The 16,707-nt window shown below is 58.3% G+C and carries 19 protein-coding genes and 2 pseudogenes; 14 read left to right on the top strand and 7 right to left on the bottom strand.

Annotation, left to right across the window (positions count from 1 at the left end; all coding sequences use genetic code 11):
* Nucleotides 1–71 precede the first annotated feature (71 nt).
* Nucleotides 72–1,058 carry a hypothetical protein gene (locus CAF77_RS14950; RefSeq protein ID WP_085654871.1) on the top strand — a complete coding sequence of 329 codons (987 nt, stop codon included), beginning with the start codon at nucleotides 72–74 and terminating at the stop codon, nucleotides 1,056–1,058.
* 3 nt (nucleotides 1,059–1,061) lie between these two features.
* Here the strand turns inward: CAF77_RS14950 and CAF77_RS14945 are convergent.
* From CAF77_RS14945 to CAF77_RS14935, 3 genes and pseudogenes are all read right to left on the bottom strand, one after another.
* A pseudogene (locus CAF77_RS14945) lies at nucleotides 1,062–1,890 on the bottom strand (hypothetical protein).
* Nucleotides 1,891–1,976: 86 nt separating this feature from the next.
* Nucleotides 1,977–2,696, bottom strand: a complete 720-nt coding sequence (locus CAF77_RS14940; RefSeq protein ID WP_085654869.1) for a hypothetical protein — start codon at nucleotides 2,694–2,696, stop codon at nucleotides 1,977–1,979.
* 56 nt (nucleotides 2,697–2,752) lie between these two features.
* Nucleotides 2,753–3,568, bottom strand: a complete 816-nt coding sequence (locus CAF77_RS14935; protein WP_085654866.1) for a sulfite exporter TauE/SafE family protein — start codon at nucleotides 3,566–3,568, stop codon at nucleotides 2,753–2,755.
* Between the two features lie 112 nt (nucleotides 3,569–3,680).
* Between CAF77_RS14935 and CAF77_RS14930 the strand changes: the two genes are divergently transcribed.
* The 4 genes from CAF77_RS14930 to CAF77_RS14915 all read left to right on the top strand — a co-directional run bounded on the left by CAF77_RS14930 (nucleotide 3,681) and on the right by CAF77_RS14915 (nucleotide 5,577).
* On the top strand, nucleotides 3,681–4,448 hold the full coding sequence (locus CAF77_RS14930) for a helix-turn-helix domain-containing protein (protein WP_085654864.1): 768 nt from the start codon (nucleotides 3,681–3,683) through the stop codon (nucleotides 4,446–4,448).
* A 93-nt stretch (nucleotides 4,449–4,541) separates the two neighbouring features.
* The gene (locus CAF77_RS14925; protein WP_085654862.1) at nucleotides 4,542–4,859 is read left to right on the top strand and encodes a hypothetical protein; all 318 of its coding nucleotides are present in this window, start codon (nucleotides 4,542–4,544) and stop codon (nucleotides 4,857–4,859) included.
* 41 nt (nucleotides 4,860–4,900) lie between these two features.
* Nucleotides 4,901–5,254, top strand: a complete 354-nt coding sequence (locus CAF77_RS14920; RefSeq protein WP_085654860.1) for a type II toxin-antitoxin system RelE/ParE family toxin — start codon at nucleotides 4,901–4,903, stop codon at nucleotides 5,252–5,254.
* A gap of 2 nt (nucleotides 5,255–5,256) precedes the next feature.
* Complete coding sequence (locus CAF77_RS14915) at nucleotides 5,257–5,577, top strand: helix-turn-helix domain-containing protein (protein WP_039773303.1); 321 nt, start codon at nucleotides 5,257–5,259, stop codon at nucleotides 5,575–5,577.
* 48 nt (nucleotides 5,578–5,625) lie between these two features.
* On the opposite strand, the gene CAF77_RS14910 is transcribed toward CAF77_RS14915, so the two are convergent.
* Both CAF77_RS14910 and CAF77_RS14905 read right to left on the bottom strand, forming a co-directional pair.
* Nucleotides 5,626–7,143 carry an amidase family protein gene (locus CAF77_RS14910; protein WP_085654858.1) on the bottom strand — a complete coding sequence of 506 codons (1,518 nt, stop codon included), beginning with the start codon at nucleotides 7,141–7,143 and terminating at the stop codon, nucleotides 5,626–5,628.
* A 112-nt stretch (nucleotides 7,144–7,255) separates the two neighbouring features.
* Complete coding sequence (locus CAF77_RS14905; RefSeq protein ID WP_064383648.1) at nucleotides 7,256–8,329, bottom strand: MBL fold metallo-hydrolase; 1,074 nt, start codon at nucleotides 8,327–8,329, stop codon at nucleotides 7,256–7,258.
* A gap of 214 nt (nucleotides 8,330–8,543) precedes the next feature.
* On the opposite strand from CAF77_RS14905, the gene CAF77_RS14900 reads away from it, so the two are divergent.
* The 5 genes and pseudogenes from CAF77_RS14900 (at nucleotide 8,544) to CAF77_RS14885 (ending at nucleotide 12,438) form a co-directional block, all read left to right on the top strand.
* Nucleotides 8,544–9,152: a TetR/AcrR family transcriptional regulator gene (locus CAF77_RS14900; protein WP_064383649.1), complete on the top strand. Its 609-nt coding sequence runs from the start codon at nucleotides 8,544–8,546 to the stop codon at nucleotides 9,150–9,152.
* A 146-nt stretch (nucleotides 9,153–9,298) separates the two neighbouring features.
* Nucleotides 9,299–10,351, top strand: a complete 1,053-nt coding sequence (locus CAF77_RS14895) for a diguanylate cyclase (protein ID WP_064383652.1) — start codon at nucleotides 9,299–9,301, stop codon at nucleotides 10,349–10,351.
* 175 nt (nucleotides 10,352–10,526) lie between these two features.
* A pseudogene (locus CAF77_RS29750) lies at nucleotides 10,527–11,300 on the top strand (PAS domain-containing protein); the annotation flags it as partial.
* Nucleotides 11,286–11,846, top strand: a complete 561-nt coding sequence (locus tag CAF77_RS29745; RefSeq protein WP_371915540.1) for a methyl-accepting chemotaxis protein — start codon at nucleotides 11,286–11,288, stop codon at nucleotides 11,844–11,846. The pseudogene CAF77_RS29750 and the gene CAF77_RS29745, both read left to right, overlap by 15 nt.
* 61 nt (nucleotides 11,847–11,907) lie before the next feature.
* Nucleotides 11,908–12,438, top strand: coding sequence for a DUF1003 domain-containing protein (locus CAF77_RS14885; RefSeq protein ID WP_011335556.1), 531 nt, complete (start codon nucleotides 11,908–11,910; stop codon nucleotides 12,436–12,438).
* Here CAF77_RS14885 and CAF77_RS14880 read toward each other — a convergent pair whose 3' ends face one another.
* Nucleotides 12,439–13,380: a LysR family transcriptional regulator gene (locus tag CAF77_RS14880; protein WP_064383656.1), complete on the bottom strand. Its 942-nt coding sequence runs from the start codon at nucleotides 13,378–13,380 to the stop codon at nucleotides 12,439–12,441.
* Nucleotides 13,381–13,395: 15 nt separating this feature from the next.
* On the opposite strand from CAF77_RS14880, the gene CAF77_RS14875 reads away from it, so the two are divergent.
* Together CAF77_RS14875 and CAF77_RS14870 are read left to right on the top strand one after the other, a co-directional pair.
* Nucleotides 13,396–14,103, top strand: coding sequence for a CTP synthase (locus CAF77_RS14875; protein WP_064383658.1), 708 nt, complete (start codon nucleotides 13,396–13,398; stop codon nucleotides 14,101–14,103).
* Nucleotides 14,100–14,414 (top strand): antibiotic biosynthesis monooxygenase, encoded by a 315-nt coding sequence (locus CAF77_RS14870; protein WP_064383661.1) that lies wholly within the window; start codon nucleotides 14,100–14,102, stop codon nucleotides 14,412–14,414. The genes CAF77_RS14875 and CAF77_RS14870 overlap by 4 nt, the downstream gene beginning before the upstream one ends.
* 146 nt (nucleotides 14,415–14,560) lie before the next feature.
* Here CAF77_RS14870 and CAF77_RS14865 read toward each other — a convergent pair whose 3' ends face one another.
* Entirely contained in the window at nucleotides 14,561–14,887 is a 327-nt protein-coding gene (locus tag CAF77_RS14865; RefSeq protein WP_064383662.1) for a DUF2025 family protein, read from the bottom strand.
* 215 nt (nucleotides 14,888–15,102) lie between these two features.
* Here CAF77_RS14865 and CAF77_RS14860 point away from each other — a divergent pair, with 215 nt between their 5' ends.
* Both CAF77_RS14860 and CAF77_RS14855 read left to right on the top strand, forming a co-directional pair.
* Nucleotides 15,103–16,227: a glycerophosphodiester phosphodiesterase gene (locus CAF77_RS14860; protein WP_064383664.1), complete on the top strand. Its 1,125-nt coding sequence runs from the start codon at nucleotides 15,103–15,105 to the stop codon at nucleotides 16,225–16,227.
* A 141-nt stretch (nucleotides 16,228–16,368) separates the two neighbouring features.
* On the top strand, nucleotides 16,369–16,674 hold the full coding sequence (locus CAF77_RS14855; protein WP_007917758.1) for a PepSY domain-containing protein: 306 nt from the start codon (nucleotides 16,369–16,371) through the stop codon (nucleotides 16,672–16,674).
* Nucleotides 16,675–16,707 lie beyond the last annotated feature (33 nt).

Below are 16,707 nucleotides of genomic sequence, written 5' to 3'. Positions count from 1 at the left end.
CCGTTTTGGGGCAGCTTCACAACCCATCGGGGATAATACCCCTCCCCCCACTCAAGGACCCGAGCCCCACCATGAAATTCGACCTCGCCTACTGCCTCAGCCTCGACGACAAGTTGTCGATCTATGACGTTCGCGATCTCAATTTCGATGAGACGGTGGCGTTCGATTCTGCGAAGGAGCATTTCCAGTGCCCCAACGACGCCTGTCGTTCGGCGTTCGATGCTTCCAACGAATTGGGTACGTTCAACGCCAAGAATGTGAATTACGTGCGCACGCCGCACTTCAAGAATCTGCCCGGTACGCAGCATGTGGCGGGTTGTCCGTATGTGAGTGTGAAAACGTCGGCGTCAGGGGTTGAGGCGGCGGATGGGGAAACGGATGACGGGCGGGAGGACCATTTCCCGTCGGAGTTGTTGCTGACGCGCCGTGAGTATGTGCGCAACCCTGCTGCGCCAGCGGGGACGGCGGATGTGTTGCGGGATGATCCGGTGCGGGTGGCGGCTATCCCCTCAAAAGAATCGCCGAGTCGTGAGACGGCGCCGGATAAGACCAGTGTTTTCGCTCACCCCGTGGAGTGTTTTGTGTCGAACTTCGCGGACAAGGATTTGCTCAAGCGCATGCCGTTGAAGATTGGCGAACATACGGCGCCGTACAGTTCGTTCTTCAAGAAGATTGAGTATTTGATGGACAACAAGGGGCTGATTTACTGGGGCCGGATCAAGAAGATCGAGGACTTTCACAGCGCCAGTTTCCGGATCGATTTCGAGGACAAGGTCTGGTTCAAGAAGCCGGAGGACAGCAAGAAGAAGCCTTATCCGGTCAGTGTCTATCTCAACAAAAAGCTGATCGACAACTACCGCAAGCGCAAGGCGTTTCTGGAAGAGATCAAGCACGCGATCGACAGTGATAAGGAGTTGTTCTGCTTCTTTTATGGCGTGACGCCGGAGTTGAAGCAGGTGCCGGGCAAGAAGAACCCCGAAAAGCCTTTCGAGGTCTTCAATGCCAATATCGAGAACCTGGATCACTTCATCATTCGTGAAGCGCCGGGTCTGGCGTGATGGTTAGTTTTGGGGCAGTTGCAGTTGGACGGCGCCGGGGTGTTGTTTGATCAGGGAGTACGGCAGGACTGACCAGTCCGGCGCATCGCAGGCGCGGGCGACGCGGGCGAAGTAGGCGCCCAGGTACAGGCCTTTCGGAGTGAAGTGCCAGGACGGATAACCCCAGATGCTTTCATCGGTGTAGTCGCAACTGTCCTCATCGCCCTCCGCCGGTTTCTTCATTTCATCTGGGTAGAGCGCGGTGAGTTGTTTTATCAGCCACGGCACCAGCACTTCGCGCTGGTAAGTCGAGCGCGCTGCACTTTCTTTTTCGCTCAGCGGCTGATCGCCCAGACTATCGCGCTCGGCGTGCAGTAGTGGTTTGCCCTCGCCTACCCACAACACATCTTCCAGCGACAACGGATGGCCGGTGTTCACGTCGATGTTCAGCGGCGAATCGCCGAAGTCCGGATGCGCGCCGCCGCAGTAATAGCTGGTCGAGATGTTCAGGCTGACCACGGCTGGCGAGATCAGTTGCGGTTGGGTTTGCTGCATGAACTCGACGTTCTCCCCGCCCTGCAACTGGCAGCCGTGATAGCTGATGACTTCGCTCCACAAGCGCCCGAGCAACTGTTGGTTGACCCGCTGCAGGTCATCTTTCGGCAGGCCGGATTCCACGGTAAACAAGGCAATCTGTTACCTCGTCCTGCTGCTGGGTGTTGAGCTCAACCACAATCGGCGTCTTGCCCAGCGTGCCGGTGAACACACGCCTGCCGTCGTCAGCCTGAGCGGTGGAAAGCAGTGAAAACAACGCGGCGGCATATGGCGCCAGGCGCAACAGTCCCTTGAGCATGGATCGATCCCTGAGTGAGTCGGAGGTCGCGCCGGGACGTGGGTGCCGGCGCTGGAAAAATCGGGGCGGATTATGGCGGGGGTTGTTTAAGTAATCGAGTTTTGTCGGTTGTATTCCTTCAGCCAGGCTTCGTGCTCAGCTGCTGCGATCTCCCGATACACTTGCTTGCGGCGCGTCTTTGCCGCTTGAACTTCGTCCTCATCCAGAGCGCAATAACGACGAAGCCAATGAACGGTCATCTCCTCATCCGGGTAGTAATAACCCTTTGTGCCCTTACTGTTTCTCGGGGTGTCGTTCATCTGCGCGTCGAACACCATGGCTGCGACTTCATCAGGCGGTAAACAACCGGTTCCTGCGGCCTTGTCCTGGAAGACCCAGGCAATTTCATCGATGTGTTTTTGTGCGCTGCGATGGCTGCGGCGATAGAACTGCTGCGGTCGACACATCCACTGGAATCGCTCAATCAACGGTTCGATATCAATCCACTCGGAGAGCCCGTGATGGGTTGCATGAAGCATTACACCGTTGAACCAGCGATCAGCGAATTGCCCCACAAATGCATCCAGATCGGCCTTTTTCATGTCGGCGAAAACCATGCAATAGCGAGTCTTGATATGCATGGCGAACAGTACATGCTTTCGTTGCACAGTGATCGCATGCACCAGCCACTGTTCGACAGCACTGTCCATCTCATCATCTTCGATGGTTGATGATGGCGGGGCGAAATCCACCGGGGTGATTTTTTTGCCTTGGTGGACACGACTGAAGAACTTGCTGGCAGCTTCGGTGCAATTGAAGATCAGCATCCTTGATCTCTAATAAATACTGGAAGTGGTCGATTGATGGACTGTCGACTTGCGAACTACCTCGCCGACATTCCCAACATCACAATAACCAACAATCCAATATAAACCCAAGCATGCACCCGATCCGGTATCCGCCCGATCCACGGCGTGGCCAGTCGAATCCCCAGCATCGAGCCCAGTGTCAGCACCGCAAACGCCAGCAGATCCACATAGCCGATAAACCATGGCCCGAGTTCTGTCTCGCTGTACCCCGCCAACATCATGTACGTCAGCGTCCCCGCCAGCGCCACGGGCACGCTCAGCGGATTGGCCATGGACGTCGCCTGGGACATGCTCAACCCGCAACGCCGTAACAACGGCACGGTCATGACGCTTCCTCCTACACCGAGGAAGGTTGCGATGGCGCCGATGCCTACACCGCCGCCAGAAGTTTCCACCGTTCCCAGTCGCCGTGGGATGACGCCTTCGGATTGCGTAAGAAATCCGCGTCGCAGCAGGCAATCGACAATCGTCACGCCGAGGTAGGCGATGAAGGCATAACGAATGACTTCGCCGCTGACCCACACCGCGGCAATTGCGCCGACGACCGCGCCCAATCCGATGAATCCGCCCAAGGGCCACAGGTAATCACGGATGAGGTTGCCGGCGCGGCGGTGTTTGTCGGTTGCGACCAGTGCGTTGACGATCATCACGCAGGTCGAGGTGGCGACGGCGATGTGCATGGCGGATTGGCTAATCGGGTCGTCGGCGCCGTGGCTCGCGGTGAGCATGCGATACAGCAGCGGCACGACGACGAAGCCGCCGCCGAAGCCGAAGAGCACGGCAGTGACGCCGGTCAGGCAGCCGAAAAGTGTCAGCAGAAGGTAGAACATGGCGCGTCGTCCGTTGGTTGGGAGCGGTCGACGATAGAGCCGCAGCGCTTGGCCTGCTTCAGCAAGTCAGCCAATAATGTTTGCGCTTACGCCAACTGCTGGGTGCCGCTCGATGCGCAATGTTTCGATCAATCTGCTGGATGACACGCCGCGCCCGGTGGTGGCGATCGGTACGGATTATTCCCACGGCTATCTGTTGCCACGTCATACGCATCGGCGGGCGCAATTGTTGTACGGCGCGACCGGGGTGATGCAGGTCAGCACGCATGATGGCAACTGGGTGGTGCCGCCGCAGCGGGCGGTATGGATTCCGCCGGGGGTGGCGCATGAGGTGTTGATGCTGGGGGTCAGCACGCGCAGTTTGTATATCGAACCGGGGGCGGTGGATCTGGGTGAGCGTTGTCAGGTGATCAGAGTGTCGCCGTTGATGCGGCATTTGCTGATGGAAGCCGTGGAGTCGCCGCAGACCTATGACCTGACCGGGCGCGACGGCGTGCTGATCGATCTGTTGCTGCATGAATTGGTGCGCAGTGCACCGTTACCGTTGCATATCCCGCTGCCTTCTGACGGACGACTGCTCGAACTGTGTCAGACCTTTCTGCATCAGCCGAATGCCCATCAATCCCCCCAGCAATGGGCCGATCAGCTGCACGTAAGCTTGCGCACCTTCAACAGATTGTTTCGTCTACAGACCGGCCTGAGTTTCAGTCAATGGCGCCAGCGCGCCTGCGTGGTACTGGCGCTGGCACGGCTGGCGGCGGGTGAGGCGGTGACGCGGATTGCCCTGGATTTCGGCTATGACAGCCCGGCGGCGTTCTCGACGATGTTCCGCCGGATCCTCGGTCAGGCACCGTCCGTCTGGTTGGAGGCGGCGAACTAGGGCAAATCAAAAAATGCGTTTGATCCCGGCCGAAAACAACTGTACAAAAACACAGTACATTTTCCATCAGCACTCTCGAGCCCGGAGCACACCATGGCCTCTTCAGCGATGAACCTCATCCTCGAACGTATCGCCCTTTTCCAGTTCACCCCGACCCATTGCGTCCAGGCCAGAGGAATGTTGGGCTGGAGCGTTGAACAGTTGTCGCGAGAGGCCAAGGTTTCAGTAGACGACATTCAGCGATTCGAAGCGCAGCAGGACGTGGCGGATGCGGTGCGGCTGGCGTTGACCTATCGGTTTGAGGCGCAGGGGTTGGTGTTCTTCCCGGGGTTTGCGCCGGGTCGTGGGGGGAATGTCGGAGGTGCGATGCCGGAATCAGCGAGTCATGGAGATTATGCGATGGCTGACTGAACCAATTGATTGAGATTATCCCAATATAGGTATATTTTCGCATGAGTACAAGGAAGCCACTCTTGTGGGTTAGCAGTAGCAAGAAAGATCTCAAACAGATGCCCACTGATGTACAGGATGTTTTTGGTTACGCACTGGATTTGGCCCAAAGCGGTCTCAGACATCCAAATGCAAAACCTCTGAAGGGGTTTGGAGGCGCGGGTGTCCTCGAGTTGATTGAGGACTTTGATACGAATACCTACCGCGCCGTTTACACGGTCCGTTTTGGCAATGCGATTTACGTCCTGCATTGTTTTCAGAAAAAGTCGACCACCGGTATAAAGACCGCGCAGTGCGATGTCGATCTGATCCGAAAGAGACTTCAAGCCGCTCAGGACCACGCGAAAGGAACTTAGAAATGATTGAAATCGAAGAAGGCAGCGGCAACGTCTATCAAGACCTCGGCTTGCCCGACGCCAGTGAAATGCAGGTCAAGTCTCAACTCGCCGCAAAGATCGGTGAAATCATCAAAGCGCGTCATCTCACTCAATCTCAAGCTTCTGAAATCTTGGGGTTATCACAACCCAAGCTATCCGAAATGCTGAGAGGAAAATTCCGCGGCATCAGTGAGGCCAAGATGATGGAATGCCTTTCCCACCTCGGCCGCGATGTGCAGATTGTGGTCAAACCGGCCCCCCGCTCTCGCAAAGAGGGCCGAATTGAGGTGGTGTTCGCTTGATACGGCAGTGCTTTAAATAGTCGAAGACAACGCACGCCAACAGGGTGTTTACTCCTTGAACCCCGGATGACGCAATTCCATCGAAGCCTGTTCGTAGCTGTACGCCATGGCAAACAACTGTGGCTCGCTCCACTGCTGGCCGTAGAAGGTCACTGAGGTCGGCGTGGCGTCATCGTTCATGCCCGAGGGCAAGGTGATTGCCGGGTAGCCTGCGGTGGCGGCGGAGAACTGGGAAAAGCCGTCCGCTTCGGCGAACAGCGCATCCAGATTGTGCTCACGCACCTGCTCATCGATAGCGTCTTTGAAGTTCTGACTGATAGTAGCAAGCAGTGTGCTCGACTCTTGGCGGGAAAGCGCCGATGCATTGATGGCCTCAAGCGTCTGCTGGCCGAATGAATCGTCAACGGGGTTGGCTTGGTTGAAATCTATCAGTGCCTGCAAGGAGTCAATCGGCAAGCCTTGGCGGCTGGCGAGATATTCGGGCAGCTCATGCTTCATCGCGCCCATCAGACCGTTAATGTAGTCATCGATGTCTGGCAGACGCACAGTCAGCGGGACCAGCGTAGCGCCTTGCTCTTCCAGCGTGGCCATTGCAGCAAGCATCTCCAGACTCGGGTTCAGTACCGTAGCGTGGGATCCGGTGTATGCAATCGGATAACCGATCCGTTTGCCTTGCAGCGCTTCACTGGAGAGCAATGCGGTGTAGTCGACGCCAGTGGGCGCGTCAGCAGTGGCACTGTCAGAGGCATCAACGCCTTGTATGACGTTGAACAACAGTGCGGCATCCCGCACGGTTCGGGTCATTGTGCCCGGCGTGTCTTGCAAGCGGGTGATAGGCACGATGCCGGAGCGGCTGAACAATCCGAGCGTCGGTTTGACGCCAACCACACCATTGGCCGACGCCGGGCAACTGATCGAGCCGTTGGTTTCAGTTCCCAGAGCCAGTGGAGCGAGCCCTGCGGCAACCGCTGCCGCCGAACCTGAACTGGAACCACAAGTACTTTCGCTGAGGACATGAGGATTTTTCCCCTGACCACCGCGCCCGCTCCACCCCAAGGGCAGTGACAAGTCCCGCATCCCCGACCACTCGCTCATGTTGGCCTTGCCCAGCAGGATGGCGCCGGCATCGCGCAGTTGTTTAACCGTGAACGCATCTTGAGCCGCCGGTTGCCCGACCATGGCCAGTGAGCCTGCACTGGTTTGCATGTTGTCGGCGGTATTGAAGTTGTCTTTCAGCAGCACGGGAATACCGTGCAGCGGCCCACGGATCTTGCCTTGCGCACGCTCTTCGTCCATCGCGGCTGCGATGTCGAGAGCCTGGGAATTCATTTCGATAATGGCATTGAGGGTCGGACCTTGCTTGTCCAGATCCGCAATGCGTGTGATGAAGTGCTGAACCAGCGCGACTGAAGTCAGTTCGTTGCTGACCATCATTGCACTCAGCTCGCTGGCGCTTGCGTACTCAAGGGGTGCGCTGGAGGGCGCCGCGAAGGCGCCGCTGCTGGTGAGCGAAAGCAGGAAGGCCTGCGCGAGCGCATTCTGTCTGCCCTTAAAGCGGAATTTCATTTTCTAATCCTTGTTTAAGCCAATCACGAGTGAGTCATTTCACTCGCGACCAAGCCTACCGAAGCCGCAGGAATCGGCTGTCAGCAACAAGAACCAGTACCGGTAGGAAAACTCACCCAGCCTTGTAGCCGCTACAAGCAATGCTCCCTTTTTCTGACATCTCTTGTTCCATTTCCAACCACCACGCGTCCCCACGCTGCGGTTGCATCAGGTTAAAAGCCTCGCCCATTCTCGGCGTGGTGATCGACACGCTGCGTTCCCATGCCAGCGCAAGAATGCGGTCGAACGGCTCATGCCAGGCGTGCATCGCCAGATCGAACGTGCCGTTGTGGATCGGAAACAGCCAGCGGCCCTTGAGGTCGAGGTGAGCCTGCAACGTTTCTTCAGGTTGCATGTGCACGTGAGGCCACTCGACGTTGTAGGCGCCGGTTTCCATCAGCGTCAGGTCGAACGGTCCGTACTCTTCACCAATGCGTTTAAAACCGTCGAAGTAGCCGCTGTCGCCGCTGAAGAAGATGCGTTTGTCACCGTCGATGATGACCCAGGATGCCCACAGCGTCTGGTTGCTATCGAACAGGCCCCGCCCGGAAAAGTGCTGCGACGGGGTGGCGATGAAGCGGATGCCGGCGACTTCGGTGCCCTGCCACCAGTCGAACTGGCGGATCTTGCTGCCATCGATGCCCCATTTGATCAGGGTGTCACCGACGCCCAGCGGGGTCAGGAACACGTTGACCTTGTCCGCCAGTTTCAGCACCGCTTCATAGTCGAGGTGGTCGTAGTGGTTATGCGACAGGATCACCGCTTCGATCGGCGGTAATTCATCGATGCTGATCGGTGGCTGGTGAAAGCGTTTCGGCCCGGCCCATTGCACCGGCGAGGCGCGCTCGGCAAACACCGGATCGGTTATCCAGAATTTGTCTTGCAGCTTGAGCAGCAAGGTCGAATGGCCGAGGCGATAAACACTGTGGTTGGGAGCCGCGATCAGGTCGGCGCGGGTCATTGGCTGCACTGGGATGGCCGACGCAGGACGGGTGTTGCGCGGCTTGTGGAAGATCATGTTCCACATGATGCGCAGCATCTTGCGCAATCCTTCGCGCTGCACCGGCGCGTGGTTGCGGAAAGTCCCTTCGGCCTGGCGCGAAGCTTCAGGTGCTGGACTAACCGCGGGAGAATTTGATTTGGCCATGACTGAATGACTCCGGAAACACCGCGCAATTCACGGCTTTCCACGGTGGGACGATAAATGGCCAAGGCACGCACGCATCAGCCGGACATCGGGTTTTAGATTGCACCGATTAACGCAACATTACACTGACCGGTGTACTTTCTAGGTTGCATCAAACCCGATGACAAGTAAACTGCCGAGTGTAACTTCACCCTTTTTCTGCCGAATCGAATTTATGACAGCTCCTCAGCGCCTCACTGACCGTAAACGCGAAGCCATCATCCAGGCTGCGATCACCGAATTTCGTACCAACGGTTTCGAGGTCACCAGCATGGACAAGATCGCGGCCACGGCGGGGGTGTCAAAGCGTACGGTGTACAACCATTTTCCGAGCAAGGAAGAGCTGTTCGCCGAAATTCTCAACCAGTTGTGGGCACGGATCAGCACCGAGCAAACCGTCTCGTATCAGCCCGATCAGCCATTGCGCGATCAATTGCGAACCATGCTGCTGGCCAAACTGCAAATGATGGCGGACGACAATTTCATGAATCTGGCCCGTGTCGCCATCGCGGCGGCGATCCATTCGCCAGAGCGCGCGCAGAACATGGTGGCGCGCATGGGCGAACGTGAGGAAAGCGTGACTGTGTGGATTCGCGCCGCCCAGGCGGATGGTCGATTGAAACCGGTCGATCCGGCGTTCGCCGCCCATCAAGTGCAAGGGCTGCTGAAAACCTTTGCCTTCTGGCCACAGATCTCCCTGGGCCAACCCTCGCTCGACAGCACTACGCAAAATGCCGTGGTCGACTCTGCACTCGATATGTTCCTGACCTGCTATCAGCTCTAGCTCAGGCCTGCGCCATGGTAAATGGCTCACAAGGACACTGAATTTTCCCGCTGGAATAAATGACAATGTCTGTCATTGGCCGATGAACGGTCTGTCTGCAGAATTACACTGCAAAGTGTTTCAGAATGAATCTGGCGTAGAACATCATGGAAAACCAACGCGGCAAAGGTTTGTCATTCGCCAGGCGCATTTACTTGCCGCGGGCCATCGGATTAGGCATCGGCTTCTTCAGTGTGGGTGCCGCGCTGTATCCGTTGAACATGCCGTCCTGGCTCTGGGCCGTGTTGCTGTTTAACGGCTTTCTCTGGCCGCATGTGGCCTATCAATGGTCGACCCGCTCGGCCTTTCCGTATCGCGCCGAACGTCGCAACCTGCTCTATGATTCGGTATTCGGTGGTTTCTGGACCGCCTGTTTCCAGTTCAATCCGCTGACCACCGTGACCATTCTGTCGATGATGACCATGAACAACGTGGCCGCCGGTGGCGTGCGCCTGTTCTGGCTGGGCGCCCTCGCCCAGGTGATCGGCGTGCTGCTGGGCTGGTCAGTGTTCGGCGTCCATTTCACCCTGACGGCTACACAGACTCAGGTCTTGGCCTGCCTGCCAATGCTGACCCTTTATCCGCTGGCTTTGGGAATGGTTTGCTACCGGTTGGCGATCAAACTCGCCGAACACAAACGCACCCTGAGCGCCCTGAGCCGTACCGACAGCCTGACCGGACTGCTCAACCACGGCGCCTGGAAAGACCTGCTGCACCTCAAGTTCCAACAGTGCCGGCAGCACAATTCCCAAGCCATCCTGGCGCTGATCGACATCGATCATTTCAAGTCGATCAACGACAGTTACGGGCACATCGTCGGCGACGCGGTGCTGCGGCAGTTAAGCCATGAGCTGAAATTCGTACTCGACGAAAGCAAGCTGGCCGGGCGTTACGGTGGCGATGAATTCTGCGTGATCCTGCCCAACCTGCCCCTGAGCAAGGCTGAAGCGCTGATGGAGCAACTGCGTCAGGCACTGGATCGATACCGCCATCCCGACGTTTCCGAGCTGCGGGTCAGCCTGAGTATCGGGCTTGCTCGCTATCAAACCTCTTACGCCGACGCCCTTGAGTGGTTCGAAGATTCCGACAAGGCGTTGTACACGGCCAAGCACACGGGACGTAACACAATCAGCGTAGCGTTGAGCCGATCACCCGCCTGAAAAAACTTGTACAAAATTGAGAAAAATCGATTTCTTGTACAAGTTTATAAAGTTTTGTATAAGTTAATCCGCCAGCCAGGATGCTGGCACACTGCTTCCAGCCATCGAGCTATCTGGCTGGCTGACGCGGAAACAGGGACCCCACCTTCAGCCCTATTTCCAGAGTGCCACGAGCATGATTTTCAATCGTCACAAGACCGCCCTCGTCGATCTTCAAAACACCATCAACCAACAAGCCGGCCTGTTGGAAGCGATCAACCGCTCCATGGCAGTGATCGAATTCGATGTCGACGGTGTCGTTCTGCGCGCCAACGACAACTTCCTGAAAACCATGGGTTACACCCGCGAACAGGTGGTCGGGCAGCCTCATCGCCATTTCTGTTCTCCAGAGTTTGCCCGTGGCAATCAGTACACCGAATTATGGTCGCGATTGAAAAGCGGCCAATTCCAGTCCGGCACCTTTGAACGCATCGACAGTCAGGGCCGACCGATCTGGCTCGAAGCCAGCTATAACCCGATCAAGGATGACTCGGGCCGCGTAGTGAAAGTGGTCAAGTACGCCATGGATGTCACCGCGAAAGTGCAGCAGGAAAGCGAAGCCAATGCGAAATTGCAGGCGATCGACCGCGCCATGGCGGTGATCGAATTCGATCTCGACGGCAATATTCTCACCGCCAATCAGAATTTCCTGACGCGCATGGGTTACACCCTTGCCGAACTCAAAGGCAAACATCACCGCTTGTTCTGCCCCGCGCAACTGGTCAACAGCAGCGCCTACCAGGATTTCTGGCGCCGGTTGAATCAGGGCGAACTGTTTCAGGGCCAGTTCGAACGCGTCGACAAACGTGGTCAGACCGTATGGCTTGAAGCCAATTACAACCCGGTCTACGACGCCGCCGGCCGCTTGTGCAAAGTGGTGAAGTTCGCGTCGGACGTGACCGCCCGGGTCGAACAGCACGAGCAGGATGCGCGCAGTGCCAGCGCCGCCTATCACATCTCGGTGGCCACCCGAAAAGTCGCCGAGCAAGGTACGCAAGTGATTCAGCAAGCCGCCAGTGAAATGCGCGAGATTGCCGACGACATTGCCGAATCCTCAACCCTCATCGCGCAACTCGGCGAACGCTCCGAGCAGATCACTGCCATCGTCAACACCATCCGCGCGATTGCCGATCAGACCAATCTTTTGGCCCTGAACGCTGCAATCGAAGCCGCCCGAGCCGGCGAACAGGGTCGCGGTTTTGCCGTGGTGGCCGATGAAGTGCGGCAGTTGGCAGCGCGCACCAGCGGCTCCACTGCGGAAATTTCCAACATGATCAGCCTGATCCAGACCGAAACCCGTCAGGCGATCAAGAGCATGGACGGCACCCGTGGTCGAGCGGCGCAAGGCGTGGAGCTGGCGGATCAGGCCGGTACGGTGATTCTGCAGATTCGGGACGGCGCCAGCGAAGCCGTGGAAGCGGTGAGCATGTTTGCCAACGAGCGTGCGCCGGGATAAGGCCAACACGGGCGACGCAGGGCTATAGTGACTCAACGTCCCAAGCCCTGCCGAGTCCGTCATGACCACCGAAAAAACCGAATCCTCCACCGCCCCTGTCGATCACCTGCGCTTTCATCGCCCCCACGCCCACCTCAACACAACCTTCGGTAACGACAAGTTCGCCTTGCGGGCCGAGGCGTTTGCGCGTTTTTTCGGCACGCCGACCTTTCTCGGCGCGCAGACGCTGATCGTGGTGTTGTGGATCAGTCTCAACATCTTTGGCGTGACCCATTTCGACGTTTATCCGTTCATCCTCTTGAACCTGGCTTTCAGCCTCCAGTCCGCCTACGCCGCGCCGCTGATTCTGTTGGCACAGACTCGTCAGGCTGCACGCGACAAAGCGCAATCGGACGCTGACGCGCAACATCGCGAAGCCCTGGCCGTGGCCAACAGCGAGCGCCAGGCGCAAGCGGCGAAGAACACCGCGCAACTGCTTGAGCTGCTGGAGCAGAACACCCGACTCACGGAGATGACCAAGAACCTGACCGAGCGCATCGAAGGCCTGACCCGCGAACTGCACGATCACATGCGCCAGACCCAGCAGGGCTGATCACGAAAGCCTCAGCGCCCGCCCCAGTTCATCGAACAGCGTGACCACCGAGCGCAACACGCGGCAGTCCGGGCGGGTCAGCAGCCACAGCGCGGTGTCGTAACCATGCAAGGGTTCGCTCAAGGCCTGCAGCCCTTCGTTTATCAGAAAGTCCGGCAACGCCGCCACGCCAAGCCCGGCGCGCACCAGCTCCGTCACCGACAGCATGCTGTTGCAGCGATAGCCCGGCGTCACGCCAGGCAAGTGCAGGCGGCGCCAGACGATGGTCGGGTGATCGGGCAGAAAGTCGTCCGGGGCGATCCAGGTCAGCGCCGCCAGATCGGCCGATTCAACATTTTGTAGATAACGCTGACTGGCGCAGACACGGTAGGAAATCTTCGCCAGCTCCCGTCCGACCAGATGCTCCGGTGGTGTGCGCGTCAGGCGCAGGGCGATGTCGGCATCGCGGCGGCTGAGGTTGGCGAAATCATTGGAGGTGCTCAGTTCGATGGTCAGCGCCGGGTAGTTCGGCATGAACTGCGCCAGCGCCGGCAGCAGCAGACCTTGCAGCACCGAGTCGGTACAAGTCAGGCGCACCGTGCCGCTGACCACTTCACCGCCCTGCTCCACGCCGATTCGCGCCGCTTCCAAAGCTTGCTCGGCGCGTTCGGCCTGCTCTGCCAGGGTCTGCGCGAGAGTGGTGGGCAGGTAACCGGCGCGGCTTTTTTCGAACAGTTGCTGGCCGAGTGCAGCTTCCAGTCGGCGCACGGCGCGAAACACCGTCGACACATCGACCTTCAACAGCTGCGCGGCCCGGGCCAAAGAGCCGCCGCGCACCAGGGCGAGAATCAGCGCCAGATCCGGGAAGTCGAGCCGATAGTGCGTCGCTGCATTAATCACTTGGGGAAACGCCCATATTGAGTGCGTGAACGCCAATCTATAGTGAGCGTCATCCCTCAACAAGCACAGCGAACACTCATGGAATCCAGAGCCCTGCGCATCGCCCTGATCGGTGACTACGACCGGCAAGTTACTGCCCACCAGGCCATCCCGGTCGCCCTCGGACTGGTGGCGGAACACCTTCGCCGTCCGGTCGATTTCGAATGGTTGGCCACGGACGGGATTCACCCCGATACACCGCTCGACCGTTTCGACGGTTTCTGGTGCGTTCCGGCCAGCCCTTACAAGAGTGAAGCCGGCGCCCTGCGGGGCATCCGCTTTGCACGCGAACAGCAGCGCCCTTTCCTCGGCACCTGCGGCGGTTTTCAACATGCCGTGCTGGAGTTTTCCCGCCACGTGCTGGGCTGGACCGATGCCGAGCACGGCGAAACCTCGCCAGACGCCAGTCGTGCGGTGCTCACGCCGCTGACCTGCTCTCTGGTGGAAGCGGTGGACAGCATTCATCTGGTGCCCGGTTCGTTGATCGCCAGTGCGTACGAAACGTCGGAAATTCGTGAAGGCTATCGCTGCCGCTACGGTGTGAATCCGCAATTCGAACGGGAGTTGCTGACCCATGAACTACACGCCGTAGGTCACGATTCGTCAGGCGACTTGCGCGCCATTGAACTGAAAAACCATGTGTTCTTCGTCGCCACACTGTTCCAGCCGGAACGCGCAGCGCTCAAGGGGCAATTGCCGCCACTGGTGCGGGCGTTTGTTGAAGCCTGCTCGGAGCAATCTCGATGAATCCGAACACTGAGTGTTTCGCCGTGATCTTCACTTCAACCCGCACCGAAGGCGACAACGGCTACACCGAAGCGTCCGAGCGCATGATGCAACTGGTGAAAGAGCAACCGGGGTTTCTCGGTATCGATTCGATCCGGGGGGCAGACGGAGTGGGGATGACGGTTTCGTACTGGGAAAGTGAGGCGGCGATTCTCGCCTGGCGCGAGCATCCGGAGCACCGGGTGATTCAGGCGCGCGGGCGGGCTGAGTGGTATTCGGCGTTTCAGACGCGGGTGTGTCGGGTGGAGCGGGAATATCGGTTCGGCCAGTGAGTATTGAGGTGTATTCACTGGCCCCTTCGCGGGCAAGCCCGCTCCCACAGGTACAGTGTGATCTTCAGAACAGAGCACTACCTGTGGGAGCGGGCTTGCCCCGGGCGGCGTTCCGACGAAAGGGCGGTAACAATCGCAGCAGAATCTCAGCCCTTCACCAGACTACGCACCGCCTCAATCTCCGGCACTTCGCGTTTATTCATGTAAACGCGCAACGGTTCGGTGATGTTGATCCGGTCATCGATGTTCTGGTCCAGCAGCAACTGGATCAGTTCGCGCTTGAGGGTCATGGTCTGTTCAGTGGCCGGTGCCCAGACAAATTCGCTGGCAGGAATGATGCCGTCATCGGCCACGTCCATGCCGAACGAGTCTTCGCTGAAACGCACGATGTACTGGCCGGTCTTGCGATTGAGGCCGACAAAGCCCTTGAGGTCGTCGGCGGCCTGGCAGATGAGTTGCGATGTGATGCGCATGGTAAACCTCACAAGAGTGATCGAAGGTTTACACGCAGGGCATTGAGGCGCGCCCTCTGCCGGGGCGTTTGCCGTGGCCAAGCGTACTGCAAACGAACGCACAAAAGTGCGCAAATTTTCGCTTTCAGTACGTTTATGTCGGTCTCGCGATAGCACGTTTTCGTTTGAGTTGCTAAAAGGTACATCTTCGAAAATACCTGCGAAAGGACCTCGACATGCCCGCCACGTTCACCAAAAGCGCACTGCTGCTGAGCCTGATGCTCGGCCTTGGCCAGGCCCACGCCGCCAGCCAGCCAAGCCCTGTTGCGCTCGCTGCCTCCGAGGGCATTCCGCACCCGGCGGTGATCGCCCACCGTGGTGCCTCCTTCGATGCCCCGGAATCCACCGCAGCCTCCTACAAACTGGCACGCGACCTGGGCGCCGATTACCTGGAAATGGACTTGCAGCGCAGCAAGGACGGCGTGCTGTTCGCCCTGCACGACGACAACCTGCAGCGCACCACCGACGTCGCCACCAAGTTTCCGGAGCGCAAGGACAGCCCGGCCAATGCCTTCACCATGGCCGAACTGAAAACCCTCGACGCCGGCAGCTGGTACAACGCCAAGTACCCGGATCGCGCGCGCCCGTCCTACGTCGGCCTGAAGATTCTGACCCTCGATGAAATCATCGACATCGCCCAGGCCAATCCGAAGCACAAGCCGGGCCTGTACATCGAAACCAAGGAGCCGAAGCTGTTCCCGGGGATCGAGCATGACCTGAAGGAAAAACTCCAGGCTCGTGGCTGGTTGATTCCGGCGGACGCCAAACCGGCGAAAAACGTCGCCAGCGTCGGCGAGAGCAACGGCAAGGTGATCCTGCAAACCTTCGAGAAGAGCAGCCTGGAAATGCTGCAAAAGGAAATGCCGCAGGTGCCGAAGATCCTGTTGCTGTGGGTCGGCGAAGGCAGCATCGAGCCGAAATCCAAAGTGACCTTTGCCGACTCCGGCGAGAAGGACAAGAACGCGTTCTACGGCAAGCAAGAGCCGAAATCCGAAGCCGAGTTCAAGCAGTGGATCGACTACGCCAAGGCTCAGGGTGCGATCGGCACCGGCCCTTCGGCGAAGCTGACCCAGGGCGGCGATCAGAGCTATTCGGATCTGGTACAGCCATGGATGAACAAATACACCCACGATCAGGGCCTGCTGGTGCACGTTTACACCGTAGATGAGCCGGTGGACTTCGAAAAAGTCATGGCCGCCGGCGTCGACGGTATCTTCACCAACCGCGCCAGCGAGCTGCTGAAGTTCTACAAACGCCCGGCCGCCAGTGTGGATCAGGTGTTGAAGAACAACGGCTTCTGATCTGTAAATCCGCGCGTCAGTCAGTATCGCGAGCAGGCTCGCTCCCTCGGGAGTCCAGCCTGCTCGCTGCGTTTTAAGGGTGAGTTAAGTTGCGGCGATTAACCTGAACTCACTTAAACGAATCACCCAAAGGAATAACCGATGAAAACCCTGACTGCCCTGTTTACCGCTGCCGCCCTGACACTCACCGCTGGCCTGGCCCAGGCTGACGTTCGCGTTGACCAGATCCCTGAACTGGTCAAGTCCGGCAAGATCAAGTCGCTGGAATCGATGAACGCAGAAGCGCTGAAACTGCATCCGGGCGCGACCATTACCGACACCGACCTGGATAACCACTTCAACGGTTACGAATACGAAGTCGAGCTGAAAACCGCCGATGGCAAAGAGTTCGATGTGGACTTCGATGCGACGACTGGCAAGGTGCTGAGCAACAAGCAAGACACTTGATTCACCCCAACAATCCCCGTGGGAGCGAGCCTG

This window comes from Pseudomonas sp. R15(2017) (assembly GCF_002112685.1).
GTDB classification, from domain to species: domain Bacteria; phylum Pseudomonadota; class Gammaproteobacteria; order Pseudomonadales; family Pseudomonadaceae; genus Aquipseudomonas; species Aquipseudomonas glycinae.
Note: the sequence above shows the minus strand (reverse complement) of the source record. Positions and strands in the feature narration are given on the sequence as shown.